9 protein-coding genes are annotated in these 14,590 nt (G+C 61.4%); all 9 read right to left on the bottom strand.

Annotated elements, in window-relative coordinates:
- Positions 1 to 27: 27 nt before the first annotated feature.
- A complete protein-coding gene (locus PFU01S_RS05040; protein ID WP_420835090.1) occupies positions 28 to 5,124 on the bottom strand; it encodes a glycosyltransferase in 5,097 nt (1,698 codons plus the stop codon).
- Positions 5,125 to 5,242: 118 nt separating this feature from the next.
- On the bottom strand, positions 5,243 to 6,262 hold the full coding sequence (locus tag PFU01S_RS05035; RefSeq protein ID WP_042139178.1) for an NAD-dependent epimerase/dehydratase family protein: 1,020 nt from the start codon (positions 6,260 to 6,262) through the stop codon (positions 5,243 to 5,245).
- A 123-nt stretch (positions 6,263 to 6,385) separates the two neighbouring features.
- Positions 6,386 to 7,708 (bottom strand): FkbM family methyltransferase, encoded by a 1,323-nt coding sequence (locus PFU01S_RS05030; protein ID WP_028687996.1) that lies wholly within the window; start codon positions 7,706 to 7,708, stop codon positions 6,386 to 6,388.
- An 81-nt stretch (positions 7,709 to 7,789) separates the two neighbouring features.
- Positions 7,790 to 8,653 carry a nucleotidyltransferase domain-containing protein gene (locus PFU01S_RS05025; protein ID WP_248694611.1) on the bottom strand — a complete coding sequence of 288 codons (864 nt, stop codon included), beginning with the start codon at positions 8,651 to 8,653 and terminating at the stop codon, positions 7,790 to 7,792.
- A gap of 50 nt (positions 8,654 to 8,703) precedes the next feature.
- Positions 8,704 to 9,984 (bottom strand): hypothetical protein, encoded by a 1,281-nt coding sequence (locus PFU01S_RS05020; protein WP_028687998.1) that lies wholly within the window; start codon positions 9,982 to 9,984, stop codon positions 8,704 to 8,706.
- On the bottom strand, positions 9,981 to 10,979 hold the full coding sequence (locus tag PFU01S_RS05015; RefSeq protein WP_169738689.1) for a hypothetical protein: 999 nt from the start codon (positions 10,977 to 10,979) through the stop codon (positions 9,981 to 9,983). Before PFU01S_RS05015 ends, PFU01S_RS05020 begins: the two co-directional genes overlap by 4 nt.
- The gene (locus PFU01S_RS05010; RefSeq protein ID WP_028688000.1) at positions 10,979 to 12,037 is read right to left on the bottom strand and encodes an FkbM family methyltransferase; all 1,059 of its coding nucleotides are present in this window, start codon (positions 12,035 to 12,037) and stop codon (positions 10,979 to 10,981) included. The genes PFU01S_RS05015 and PFU01S_RS05010 overlap by 1 nt, the downstream gene beginning before the upstream one ends.
- Positions 12,027 to 12,782, bottom strand: a complete 756-nt coding sequence (locus PFU01S_RS05005) for a TylF/MycF/NovP-related O-methyltransferase (protein ID WP_028688001.1) — start codon at positions 12,780 to 12,782, stop codon at positions 12,027 to 12,029. Before PFU01S_RS05005 ends, PFU01S_RS05010 begins: the two co-directional genes overlap by 11 nt.
- Positions 12,779 to 14,584: a thiamine pyrophosphate-binding protein gene (locus PFU01S_RS05000; protein WP_248694612.1), complete on the bottom strand. Its 1,806-nt coding sequence runs from the start codon at positions 14,582 to 14,584 to the stop codon at positions 12,779 to 12,781. Before PFU01S_RS05000 ends, PFU01S_RS05005 begins: the two co-directional genes overlap by 4 nt.
- Positions 14,585 to 14,590: the final 6 nt, after the last annotated feature.

Raw genomic sequence — 14,590 nt, 5'->3', positions numbered from 1 at the left:
GTCGACCTGCTCAGATGTCCCCAGGATTCAATCCGGCAACCAGGCCTTTCTCCAATCAGCCAGACGATCACCTTCGAGCATCCAGCCACTGAGGACAGCATTGCGCAGGTCATCGCCCGCCTTGGCCGTGGCATCCAGGTCGGCGATGTGCATGCGGATGGCATCCACCCAGGCCCGGAAGCGGTTCTTCACCAAGGTGACAGGTAGATCGTCGAAACCCTGGTAGCAGCGGACATCGCTGGCGATGACAGGGAAGCCACAAGCGCCATATTCCAGCAGGCGCAAGTTGCTTTTGCACGCGTTGAACAGGTTCTGCTCGACGGGTGCCAACGCCAGGTCCAGGTTCATCCTCGCCAGCGTTGCCGGGTACCGATCGATCGGAACGTTCTCGTAATACTCATGGATGTAGGGGCGCAACTTGGCCGGGCACAGGCCGAAGAATACCCACTCCACCTCATTGGCCAGCTCCTTGACGACATCGGCGATCACCTCCAGATCGCCGGTATGGCCGGCGCCCCCGGCCCAGCCTACGCGCGGTTTGCGCGACTGCCGACGCAGGGCAACCAAGCCGCTCCAGATTTGCGGCTCCAGCGTATTGGGCACTACCCGGATATCACTGTGCAGCCCCGCGAAGGCCTCGGCCAGCGGCTGGGTGGACACCACGAAGCGATCTACATAGGCCAGGCCTCGGCGCAAGGAACGCAGAATGTCTTTGGGCATGTGCGCCCTGTGGACACTCTTGAGCGGGAGGTTGGGCAGGTAGTCGTCCAGCTCGAACACCTTGAACGCTTGTGAAAACGCATGCATACGACGCATGTGTTCGATCTGCTCGTCCCCGACCTGGCGTTGCAGTACGATGCTGTCCGGTCGGCACCGCTCCAGTTCGGCAGGCGCCAGGTGGTTCCAGGACAACACGCCTTCAGCCAGGCCATCACGGGTCAACGCCTCGAGCGGTTGGATCACCCGGTAGTGACCACACCCGAACCTGTCCGCCGCATGAGCAAGGATCATCGGGAGCGGCTTCCAGGATGTCAGCGGGCGCCAACTGAGCTCATTGGGTGCCAGGGCGAAGCCATTGGTCGAGGACAGGGAGAAGTTCGGGTTGTGGTACGGGTCGGTTGCCAACGCAGGCAGCCAGCGGGCGTACAGGGCATCCTCTTGCTCGACACTCGGAGCAGACGCGACGTCCTCGCTCAGCAGCAGTTGCGCGCGAGGTGTCCACACGTTCAGGTAGCCGGCACTGCGCAAGCGCAGGCACAGGTCGACGTCCAACCACCGTTGCAACGCGGGGGCTTCGTCGAAACCGCCCACCTCCAGGAACAGCCCCTTGTTCACCAGCAGGCACTTGCCGCTCACCGCCGAATAATTCTGATCCACCTGCAGACGTTGCAGGTAACCCGGGGCGTCCAGCGGCATGCCGGCAAATGCCTCACCTACCGGCCCGTTCAGCCCAAGCACATAGCCGGCATGGTGGACGGTGGCGTCACCGGCCACCAGTTTGGCACCGACCACGCCGACTTCCTGACGCATGCCGTGGTTGAGCAGCTGCTGCAGCCAATCGCCGTCCAGCACCGCCGCACCTTGGTCGAGCCACAGCAGGAAGTCCCCACGCGCCTGGCTGGCCGCCTGGTTACGCATGCGCGCCGGCGTCAGGCCTGTTTCAAAGCGCAGGCAGCGGATGGCATCGCTACCCAACTGCGCCACGGCGTTCAACCAGCCGTCTACGACGGCGCCTGCCTTGACCGGCGCGAGCAACAGCACTTCGTAGTTGCGGTGCGTGGTCTTCTCCAGAATGGTCTCCACGCACCGCTGGGCCCGCTCGGTACCGGTGCCCTGCACCACAATCATGATGCTCACCGGGATGTCATCAGGGGCGCCATACTCTAACGCGTAGCGCCCTGGCAGGGGCGACTCGACCCTGGCCTGGGCGAACCCCCGGGCCTGCAAGTGACGTACGATGACGCCGCGTTGATCCGGGCAGTCGTACAGCGACGGCGCCTCGCCGATCAACAAGGGTTCGCTGATATGCCCAAGGCCTGCGAAGCCCTGCCCCTCGATCAGGCGCAGGATGTACGCCAGCTCGAACGCCTGGCCGGCCTGCTGCTCGAAGCCGCCCATGTCCAGCCACACCTGACGATTGAACAGCCAATGCCGCGCCATGCTGGCCGGCAGGCTCAGCAGAAGGTCGAGGTTGAGATCAGGACGCAGCGCCGCGCCCATTTCGGCGCCGTCGCCGCGCAGCCCTTCGTCTGCATAAACGGCCCTGCATTGAGGTGCCGCCAGCAGGTCCAGCGCCGCGATCAGCAAGCCGCTTGGGGTAAATTCGCTGCCAGCATCCACCCTCATGAACCAGTCGAACTCACCGGCTTCGACCAGCGGGTTGAGCTGCACGCCCAGGCTGTCATCGTTCAAGCGCGCCAGTTGAACATTGCTGTGCACAGGCATCGTGGACAGGTCGGCCGCCGTCAACACAATGACTTTGACCTTGGCATACAGGCAATGCTGACTGCTCAGACTCTTTAGGGTGGTATTCACCGCCTCCGCCTGACCCTCGGCATCTACCACCACGACCCCGATCATCGGGCCGCCCCCGTGCTCATCAAGGCGCTGCTCGATGAGTCGGCGCTGCAAGGGCCCCGGCACGCGCTCGGCCAGCCAGGTCTGCAAAGTCGATGGCGATGGCGATGGCGATGGCTTGCCGCTCAGGAAATCGAGCATTTCCTGCCGTCCGCGCTTGACCTGCTCGCTGCCACCGTCGCTGTGGCGGGCATACAACTCGCGGTACAGCGAAGGGTAATCCTTGAACGCCTGCTCGGAGCGACGCGCAGGGGCCTGGCTGTCCACCCGCATGCGCACCTGCACGGTCTCATGGGGCACATGGTGGAAGAGGCTGCGTGCGCACAGGCGCAGAAGAAAATCCCAGTCTTCCAGGCCTGCCAGGGTTTCGTCGAACTCACCTACTGCCAGCGCAAGGTCTCTGGGGCAGGCGAAGGTGTTGATGGGAATGTAGTTGTTGATCAACAACTGTTCCCTGGAGTACTGCTCGTGAGGATAGCGCTGCTCGCGAGCGAGCTCCTGGCGCTGACCCGCCGTTATCTGTTCCTGAATGAACACCGCGTCGGTGTACACCACACAGCCTGGATTGGCTTCCAACCCTTTGGCCAGCTGCGCCAGGTGGTCAGGCAGGTAGAGATCGTCGTCATCCAGGAAGACCACATGGTGGCCGCGCGCCAGCCGCAGGGCCGCATTGCGCGCTGCGGCCGGGCCGCGATTGCGGCCCTGACGCAGGTAGGTGATCGGGAAATCGTAGTCCGCCAGCAGCGACTCCACGGGGTCGCCGTTGTCATTTACCAGAATGACGTCAAAATCGCGCATGGACTGTTCGGCGATACTGTTCAGGGCATTGCGCAGCAGTTGCGGGCGGTTGTAGGTGGTGAGGATGATGGAGAATTGGCTGCTTTCAGATGCCTGGGCCAGGGTTTCCAAGCGTTCGCACAGGTTTCGGACACGCAGGCCGAGCCCGGTGGCCTGTTCTTGCGGATACAACGCTAGCCGTCGCTTGAGGTGAGCGGCGATTGCCCGCTCATGGCCTTCGAGCAGCCCCTCGTTGCCGCGCTCGAACACGCCTTCAACGATGCAGGTGTGACCTTCCAAGGGCGCCGATGACACATAGAACTCGTGTGAATGTTGCGCGGCATGCACGCGGTAGCTGACCCCCGGCACCGTGGTGAACACGAAGTCCGGATAGCGTTCGGCGAGCTGGACCATCAGCAGCCAGTCTCCCGCGCCACGAATGCGAACATCACGTCGCCATACCTCGAAGAACGCATCCCTTCGAATAATGGCCGCGGACGGGGTGATGTAGCTGTCGTAGACAAGCAGATCAGCCAGTTCATGGCGTCCGCCAGCATAGTCCGCATCCCGATGACCTGGATGGCGTGGGCCGGAAAGGGGCTCGCCTTGTTCGTTGACCCAGCTGATAGGGCTGTAGCCCAGCGCGTGGGCCGGGTTGCCTTGGAGTATCGGCAACAGACGTTGCAGGTGGCCCGGGTTCATGAAATCGTCCGCCATGAACAGGACGAGATAGGTGCCCTTGGCGACCCAGAAACCGTTTTGTGAGCTGTTACCGGCTCCGATGTTGCGCCGATTGCGCATGTAGCGCACCCGTGGCTCAGCGGAAAACGCCGCCATCACCTGGGCAGTGTCGTCGGTGGATGCGTTGTCCAGTACGAGGACTTCGATGTCATCGATGCCCTGGTCCAGGACCGACCTGACCGCCTGCCCCAAGTAGCAACCGTAGTTGTAGGCCGGAATGACCACACTGACCAAAGGCCCGTCACCTCGAACCTGCGCTGCGTCCAAAGCAATGGCGCAGGTCAGTGCGTTGATCCAGAAATCGACGGTGTACGGGTAGATGCGCTCATCCGGGCGCGCGCTGCCGAGCATCAAAAAGGCGTGCAAGCGGCTCACCATGGCCTGGTAGTGCCCCGCGCTCATGCCATCAAGGCTGGCCCAGAGCGCCTCATCGTCAACGTAGGCGCTAGCATCGACATAGCAATCGGCTGGAACCCAGTCAGGCACCGGTGAGCAGGCCCTGTGAACCGGCACAGCACCGGCCAGCAAGCACGCTTGCCATTGAGAGGACAGCCACCCCGGCACCTCAGGTTCCTGGTCACACAAGGCGAAGTGGGCGTGCGCCAGCTCGACAGCGTCGCGCCCAAACACCCGAACCTTGTTCACAACAGAAGGCCGTGGTGTGCATTCGGCAAGCGGAAGCTCCAGGGGTTGGTTGAGCCTAACCAGGCGCTGCCCTGTGAACGCCTGACCGGCGGGCAAGAACACGCGATCAAACCGTTCGAGCCACGGCTTGCTGAAAACGTCGGCTTGCAAAGCCAGCACATAGTGTCGAGTGGTGGCCAGGAGTGAAAGGTGTGGAGTACCCGCCCAGGTCTGCTGGATAAGCAGCACGGCATCGTAGTCGCCGTTGCTATCGGAACACATCAGCCGCTCGAAGCGCAGGCCATTGCCATCGCCGTAGGCCTGCAGTGGCGCGAGCGGCAGCAAAGCCTGCAGGGTCTGCCACTGGTCATCGCTCAGACAGAACGCCTCTGGCGCCTGCCCCACCTGAACTCCGGCAATCCCTACGCGCCATGGGGTTCCCTGGCACCTACCGCCTGCAATTGAGGCCCAATCCATCACCTACCCTCTTCTTACGGCCTCGCCTACACGCAGCCTTTTTGTATTAATTTCGATGGCCCAGGGCTTTGGCCCAGGCAGCCATGCTGTCGATTGATTGGTCCAGCGTTGTCCAGACATCCAGGCCCAGCGAGCGAGCCTTGCCGATGTCGGGCACGTAATAAGAAGCCGCCGCGCCGTCAGCACGCCCCAGAATGCGCACTGGCTTGCCCGGGCCTATGCGCCCGACGACACGGCGTGCCAGGTCCGCGATACTGATCGCCTGATCCGAACCCACGTTGTAGGCCTCACCTGCCTTGCCGCGCACAAGCAATGCCAGCAACCAGACGGACAAGTCCGCACCATGCAGGTAGCTGCGCACTGCGCTGCCGCAGGAATTGATGACAATCTCATCCTTGTACAAAGCGTCCCTGATGAAATTACCCATGGCGAAGTGGCCGTCGAGTGGTAGCCCTGGTCCGGCAAACGCAAAGCAGCGCGCCATGATTACGTCGATGCCGTGCCTTGCTGCATAAATCGCGCCTAAGGTTTCCTGCGCGCGTTTTCCCTCCGCATAAGCGCTGTTGGCCGAGTGACTGACACAGGCTCCGGTAAAGGCTTCATCCAACGTGATGTACCGGTGGGTGCTTGCGCTAAGGGCCCCATATTGCGCCCCGGAACCTGTCATGAGCACACGGGCGTTTTGTTGCACGGCCAGGTCCAGCACCCTGCGAGCGCCGGTGACGATGGTGTCGAAAAGCGCCAGCGGATTCTCATGGGCGGCGGCGTGCGTGTCAGTGGCGGCATGGATGATCAGGTGGATCGGTTGACCCTCCCAGACCAGGCTATCTCGCACATCTGCGCCAACCCAGCGTAGCCAGCGGCAGTCACGATAGCCGGGCTGGGCCGTCAGGAAACGTGCGGGGTCGCGGACCAATACCGTGACATCAACCTGAGTGCCGCGCTCGTTCAGGTACTCGAAAAGGGCCAGCAGCCATGAGCCGAAAAAACCGGTGCCGCCGGTAAGCAGAACATGTTTGCCAGCGAGTGCATCATGCAGAGCGAATGGCGGCGCGACAGCCTCCAAGGCGCATCTGATCAGAGGGGAATTCAAGCAAACCATGGATGTTGGCTCAGTGACTCGATGACAAGAAGGCGAACGAAACGAACACCCCGTGACCGGTTAGGTATCCTTGATGCACGTCCAGCATCATCGATAGAAATACAGGGTGATGTCTTCCAGGATGTCCGCGTACAGGCGGATACCGACCTTGTAGTCTTGGCCGATGGCCTGCACTTGATCGATCAACTTCCAATAGTCGTCGGATCGATGATAGGCGCACACGGCAAGCACAGGCTGATCACGCTCGATGATTGCACGTGCCCCCCTTAAAGCAGAGGCTTCCATGCCCTCGATATCGAGCTTGAACAAGCCCACCTTACCGGCCACCACGCCATCGAGTGGCACACCTTGAATGAAGGACGTAATCGCCGAGGGAATATCGCTGCTCAGCTCGCCCGCAATGTCATAGGACAGGGCCGGCTGGTAGAGGGCTCGGCTCGGGGCCTCGTCCAGCCCCATGTTGAAGACCCATACCTCGGGACGATCGCAGAAGCGCTTCAACGCCTCGTAATAAGCGGGCAACTCAGGCTCGAATAGCCAGGCTTGATGAACAGGCCCAAAGTGGGCCTCCAGACGCGCCAGGGTATCGCCTGCCGCGGCGCCAGCATCCACAAACCGCGCAGCGTGACGGGGCTGAACGAATGTTCGGTCGAAATACTCATCGTCCCAGGGAGACTTCACCGATTCGGCGCACAGCGTCGACAGCTCGATCCGCATCCCCATCAACCCATCGAACACGCGGCGTGATGTTTCATCGTCCAGGCGCAGAAATGCCGAGATATACCGCCAGGGCGCCTGCAGCGGTGCTTCCACGAAGGCCGCGAACTTCTCGCAACCCAAGCCTGGCCCGGCACCGTCGAGTGCGTACAGGCACTCGTGCAGGTTGACCAATCGTATGCCAGGCACAGCACCGAGCTGGCCCGCGATCGCATTGGCATGGCGGCCGCTGGCGACCACTACCACCGCATTATCGAGCGGCATGCCTGCGGGATGATCAATTGAAAGCCCTTCAAGCGCCTGGCCGGACTTGGCTCGGTCATTGTCCAGAAAGCCTTTGACCTCAAGGCCAAGCGTGCGCGCCTGCCGCGCTACCCGCAAACCGACCTTGAATGCCCCGAAAATGTAGAACCCCTCGTTGAGCCAGTCCCGCACCCTGTGCCTTTGCCTCGACAACTGCTTCAATTCGGCATCGGGTTCGAGCAGCCGCGCGACGTGCGGATACTGCGCAAGCTGCGCCAGGACATCCAGTTTTTCCGAATGCCTGACCACAATATGATCTTCGGCATCGGCCAGCGGAGCCTGAGACACGCAGACCGGTACGTGCCGGCCACAGGCAAGGGCAAACGAATGCACCGTGTCGTTGCACAGGTTCGAAACGTTGTCATCCACAGACGACGATTGAGCTTTCATGACATTTCCTGCCTAAGCGTGGGTATACCGTGCACTGCCGTCAATGCCCGTCCGAAGATCGATGAAATACTGCGCCGGACGTCAATCGAGTACCACATTGAAAAGCACCTCAGTACGCTGTGGATACAACGCGAGCAAGCGTGGCCTCAGGCTTTCCAGGCGGCCGGCTATCCAGTGATTCAGGCAGGGGTCCGGATCGATCAAAAGCTTCTCTTTTGCTGTGGTCGCCTGGGCATTCACCGTCAAAAAGCGCTGTGCTGTCTCCAGTACCTGCGGGTCTTTCAGCGCATCCAGCATGACGGCGATATGCGCCGGGGGGATATCACGATGGTCGAGCGCGTACTCGATCGCCAACAGGTCGTTGATGCTCTGCAAGTAGGTCCGCAACCTCACGTTGCCCGGTTTCACCAAGTAGTGCTGGAGCCGCCCATAGGTCGTCACATACCGGCGCTTGCAGAACTCGTATACCCGCAGGCACTGCTTCAGCGCGGGAAACTCACCGGTGAGAGTGCCCTGTCGATCAACCAGTACGCCGTTGCCGTAATAGAACATGTCGGAAAAAATCGAGGCCGCCTTGGGCGAGCTGGCGCCGGGCAGCACAGTCATATCAAATGCCTGGTCATGCACCGTCAAACTATTGAGGTGCTGAGGGTACGCCTGCATCAGCGTCGCCTCGGGTATATCCATGAAAACAGGCGACAGCAGTGCGCGGTCAGCGAGTAGCAGGTTCACCTGCCCGGGAACATGCGCAGGCCCGAACAGCGGCGTCTTGTTGTTGACGATGTCGTACTGCGCAGGCGTAAGTGCAGCCTGTGGTGTGTAGAGGGCCAGCAGGTCGTAATCCGACGAAGCGTTGCCCATGCCCAGCGGTATGGAACCCATCAGCGAATAATAAAGAACACGGATCGGGCACGCCTGCTCCATACGCTGGATCGAAGCCTCCACGTGCGCCTGCAGGTCGGGCTTGGGACACTCATCGAATACCTTTGCACGCATTATTCAGCCACCCATTCATCAAGTACGTAATCGCAAGGCTCAACCCCGGCGTGCGCTTTGGCGAAGCGTTCGCTCACGCGGTACAACGCTCTGACTCGATGATCGAACTCACTCGCCTGATACGCGTAGCTGATCGAGCACCCCAGCAGCGCCAAGGTTTGCGCCAGGGGTTCATGGGATGCGCGGTTCACGCGCAGTCGTACACCGTTGAGGTTCACTTTGCCAGAGGCGCGGAAACGGTGAAGGACCAAGGTGCGGCTCACCCTGAGCAATGCCTCCCAGCAAGCACTTTCCGCGCGATAAGGTGCTCTGAGGAAGTACGGGTGATGGACCGGATACGGCAGCTCGGCGGCCTGCTCGTGCTCCAAGCACTCGACCACTCGCTGCAAGGCAGGCTGGTTGAGATAACGCTCATAGTCGGTGATCGACAGCCGCAGTGGCACGAGCGAGCGCTTGCGGTGGATCAGGAAAGCCGCGCGATGCTTGCCGCTGTCCATGTTGAAGTGCCCTTGGTGCTCGTTCCAGTCGGCGCTGACCGCATGGTTGACGAAAAACAGCGGGTCGATGGATTCGGTCTGCCGCATACGCTCATACACCTGCCTGCGACTGCGAAGCACATTGCCAACCCATGCATCGGTTTGCGCGATGCCGAACTGATCAGCCGCCGGACGACAATACAGGTCGATATAGTGATGGGGAGCCGCGTCTGTCTCGCCATCGAACCACCTGAACAGCTCCAGGTAAGGAAAAAGCGTGAAGACCGGGCTGTCTTTGAACAGCCCATTGCCATCGCGGCGTGCGCACACCAGGGCGGCAGGAATCCACGCCAACACCTGATCGCCTTCGGTGCTGATCAGTGCGTCGTCCTTGAACACCGGCTGCAGAAGCCCCTTCACGGCAGGGACCTCAACGGGCAGGCTCAGCTGCTCGTCCAGTACCGCATTGAAGACCTTGGCCATGAGCTCCCTGTCGGCCGCGCAGCGCCACGCCATGTTGGAGCCGTTGACGGGGCAGAACACCACCCGCTCGAACCCCTCGGCTGCCAAGTGCTGCGCGATGCTCTCGTGCTCGAAGATATTGTTCACACACACGATTACCCACGCGGCTTTGTCTGCCTTGTCGACCGATGTAACAGGCAAGCCTTCGTGATGGACAATTTCGTCAGCGCGCTTGTCGATGAAGCCCGTTACGTTGCAGCGTCCCCTGAGGTAACGCAGGATCATGGTGCCGCGGTGTGCTGCACCATAAAGAATGACAGGCGTTTGGGCAGTCCACATCATGATGGGCGTACGCTCCTGAGCAAGCCTGAGAACGCAGCTGTTGGCGCCTGTTCTCGGACCGGGAATGACATGAAGGCTGGGTGCTTGACCACTGTTGGGAGCGACGCAAGGCCACGGCAGTGGTCCATCAGCGCCTGTGCTTCAGGTTCCTTGAAATAGGCCTCCCATTCCGACCGCTTCATCTTGAGCGGGATACCGTCGAACCCCTGGCGCTCCAGGTAGAACGCCCGGTGCGAACCGTCCAGGATATTGAACCTGTGCAGGTGAGGGTCGAACAGTGCAACCGATGCGGCCTCGCGGTAGTAATCGCCCAGGTCGAAGAAGGTTTTCGCATGATAAAAGTCCAGCTGCTCCTGGGTGAACACCTGCTCGCAGGGCAACATCGCCTTCACCGCAGGATCGCCTATCGGTACATTGGTCGCCTTGTCGATCACATCGGCGCCCTGATCCTGCCACTTGAAGTAGTCGGCGTAATCATGGTCCAGCCCAGGGTATGAACGCTTGACGGTGAAGACGTCGTCTTTGTGTACGACGGCGGTGATGTAGCCCGACGACTCGCTCAACACGAAATCCTGGGCGCGTAAGCTGTTCAGGTCGTCATAACCGACGAATGTGACCGAGGTGTCGCCCGAGTAATACGCGTTCCAGGCTCGCGTCATGGCGGCTGCCCGCTGGCCGCGAAGAAATACAGGTAAATGCAGGATGTTCGTATAACCCACGCGGCACAGGTCACGCGCGATGGCCGGATGCGCCAGGCCGTTGCCTATCGCCACGAACACGCCCGTGTTTCCATGGGCCTGGAAGCACGCCTGTGCATTCATCACCGGCACGGGGGCATTGGCGACACTTTCGGGCGTGCGGTCGATGATGGCGCAGACCTGCACGCCACTTCGCATCAAGCGCCGACACAGGCCAACGCCAATCTGCCCGCCGCCGTAGATGACGATTCGCGCGGCGGGCACAGCCGGGCGCTGTGCATTTGCAACGCCAGACATCATGATTCACCCGGTAGCGCGTATAGCACTGTGTCGAACGTGCTGGGGGAGTGGCAGCGCAGGTAGTAGCGGTAACCTAAACCATAGGCTTGCAACTGCTCGGCTATCTCCCATAGATGCTCGGCACGGTGATAGACGCTGATTGCCAGACGGGGCCGGTGCCTGCTCAGCAAACCGATCGCCCCGAGCAGTGCTGCAGGTTCTTCGCCTTCGATATCCATCTTGATGAAATTGGGCTCAAAGCCGGGCAATGCATCATCCAGGCGAACGCAACACACAGGATCTCCACCAACGTCCACCAAGTGCCCCCCCGCCCCCAGGCTGGGGTCGTAACCACTCAGTCGGTTGCTGTCCGATACGCCGCAGGGAATGTGCACGGCTCCCGCGATGTGGCCCAGCTGGGCCGTCAAGCGGCAGTAGTTGCTCAAATCAGGCTCGAAGGTGGCCAGGCCGGCAAACGTCAATCCCGCCTCCTCGAACGCCTGGACCGTATCGCCCACATAGGCACCACAATCGATGAATCGCAGCGGCTGGGGCGGTGCCGGCAGGTCGGCCGGAAAATACTGTTGTCCCGTCGCAGGCGGCAGGCAACGAGGATCACCGGAGGTTCGGTAGTTCACGATCGCATCCAGCAACTGCTTGCTCGTGTCATCAGCCAGTACAGACCGCAGTGCAGCAATGCGTGGTGCATGCTGTTCGTAGAACGCCGGATCTACCAGCCAGTATCGCGAAGGCTGCCCGTGCGGGTACAGGCGCACGAATTCGACCAGGCTGAGGATCCGGCCAAAGCCGAGCGCCTCAAGCCCGTCGAAAATGTCGCACATGTCCACGTAGGGGTTGAACACCGCGACGATCACGCAAGTATCGGCCGGATCATGATGCGTGGCCCAGCATGCTGCTGTGAGCACCGGCACGCCATCGACCTTATCGAACCGTTCATCGCGATCAAGGAAAGCCTCGACGGGCTGCTCGCGAGCCGCCAGGTAGTCCTTGACGCGCCGCCCTGCCAGGCCAGCACCGTAAATGATCAGGCGGCTGGAGCCGAACTCATTCGCCATGGTCCGCCACCTTGATCAGAACAGCGTGGCCATTGAGGTTGTGGATGAACCGGTAGCCGCCTGTGTCAGCCATGAACTCGTTGACCAGGCGCGTCACGCCCTCACAGCCATGAAAGCCATAATCGTCGAACACCACCACGCCGCCACGTACAAGCCTGGGCGCGGCCCAGTGCAATACATCGCGCGCCGACGCGTAGACATCCACGTCGATGTGCAACATCGCCAAACGGTTACCTACGTGCTCGGCATTGACCTCCGGGAACATGCCGACCAATACACGCACGTTATCCGTTTGGCACTGCCTGGCCAGGACGCGCACACGCTGCTCATCGGTGTCCGCATGCTCACCGCCAACGTAGCGCGTGTCGTGTACCCCTGCCTTGACCACGCCATTGAAGGTGTCGGCCAGGAACACACGACGCTCGGCGCGCTGGCTGGCCATCGCCAACAGGCAACCCGAGCCGCCGCGCCATACCCCAACCTCCAGGAAGTCTCCTTCCAGGTCATCGAGCTGGCGGGCCAGCGTCCACAGCTCGTACAGGCGCATGATGTCGATCAGGGTATGCTCGCGCACAGCCCGATACGCGTCGAGAAACGCAGTGTCGTTGACCCAGGGCGCATGGCTGGCCATTGGCAGCACCCGTGCATGGCGAATGTGCGGCGCCTTTTCATGCGCCCAGTCGCGCTGATTGCGCAGGTAGCCGTAGCAAAGGCCCGTCAAGCGGCGCTTGAGCCATGCCTTCATGCCTGAGAACCCTGTGAAACTGCCATCTGCTGCGTCAGTTCTTCGCGACTGAGAAACGGATACAAATCCTCCAGAGCACCCGTCACAGGCTTGCCGTTTTCATCCATGCGTGTCATGACACGCGGGATCCGGGGCTCCTCTACCTGAACCATCACTTCGCAAATGACCGGCCCGTCGCGATCGAGTACGGCCTGCAGGTTGGCTTGCAGGTCGGCATGCGACTCGATGCGTGCGTAGCCAACACCATAAGCACTGGCCAACGGCTCCAGGTCCGGCAAGCGCAGCCCGCTGCTTGCATCGGCACCGACCAGCAACTTGAAGTGCGCGCTCTGGGATGTGCGAATCGAGGCATAACCCTGGTTGTTGATGACGAAGCATTTGATCGGCAAGTTCTGCGCTGCCAGCGTGGCAAGCTCCTGAATGTTCAGTTGCAGCCCCCCATCACCTTCGACACAGACAGTAGGCTTGCGACCAGACGCCAGGCATGCACCGATGGCCGACGGGATACCGAAGCCCATGGAGCCGGTTCCGCGGTTATGGAAGCATCGCTGGCCCTTCTTCAGGCGAAGATTGAGCAGGAACAATTCGGAGGCGAAACCGGAGCTGCCTGGGGCGATCACATCCCCTTCGCCGAGCAGCGAGGACAGCTGGTCGGTGAAGTAATACATGCTTACACCCTGACTGTCGTCGGCGTGCTCGCTTTGCAGCAACGGGTACTGTTGCCGCCACTGGGCAATGCGCGTCAGCCAGTCGTCATAGGAGGGCAGTCGATCCTGACAGACCCGGGCAGCCAGCGCCTCGATGAAGGGTTTGACATCGCAGACGACGGGCACTTCCACAGGCATCTGCAGCTTTGCGATTTCGGCCGGATCGATATCCACGACCACCTTGCGGGCATAAGGCGCGAAATGTCCGTGATCATAAGCCGTCAGCGCCATGTCCAGGCGAGAGCCGAGGACGATGAGCACATCGCAATTCTGCAAGGCGAAGTTGGCCCAACGCGGTGCGATGGAGCCTGGGCGGCCCGCATACAACGGGTGCTCGTCTTCGATGATGTCCATGGCCAGCCAGGTCGGCATCACCGGCACCTGTGCTGCCTGGAGCAGCGCGTTGAAGGCCTCGACCGCCCCGGCCATGCGGATGCCACTGCCGGCGATGATACCGGGACGTTTGGCCTGACGAAGCAGGTCCAAGGTCTGTTCGACCACTGCGCTGAGGTCATTGGGCCCTGCCTCGGCGTGCACTGGTGCCCGGCGCAAGGTTGTCGGGTCGATGCGCGCGGCCTGTATGTCCAGGGGCACGTCCAGCCAGACCGGGCCACGGCGACCACTCAAGGCAGCTTGTTCGAGACGGTCGAATACCTCCCCGACCGCCTCCGGGTCGGTCAAGGTGACGGCTGCCTTGGTGATTGGCGCGACGATCGAGACGATGTCGGCTTCCTGCACACCCAGCATACGCAGTCCGGTTCCGGCCTTGAGGTCGGCGCTCTTGACCTGACCCGAGACGAAGAACACAGGTGTCGAATCCAGCCAGGCACCCAGCACGGCAGTCACCGTGTTGGTGGCGCCGGGGCCACAGGTCGTCATGCAGGCGGCCGGGCCACCTGTGAGCTTACCGGCAGCCTCGGCGGCAATGGCAGCCGCCTGCTCGTGCAGGCACAGCACTGGCTCCAGTTCAGGATGACGGCCCAAGGCATCATTGAGGTGCATGGCACCGCCGCCAGGCAGAAAATAGACCTGCCCCACGCCCAGCTTGGCCAGGCGCTCCATGATGTAATCCGCAACCCGGATGGTCTGTGTCACCTTCAA

This window comes from Pseudomonas fulva NBRC 16637 = DSM 17717 (assembly GCF_000730565.1).
GTDB lineage: Bacteria > Pseudomonadota > Gammaproteobacteria > Pseudomonadales > Pseudomonadaceae > Aquipseudomonas > Aquipseudomonas fulva.
The sequence above is the reverse complement of the archived record's forward strand: the minus strand, read 5'-3'. Positions and strand labels throughout refer to the sequence as shown.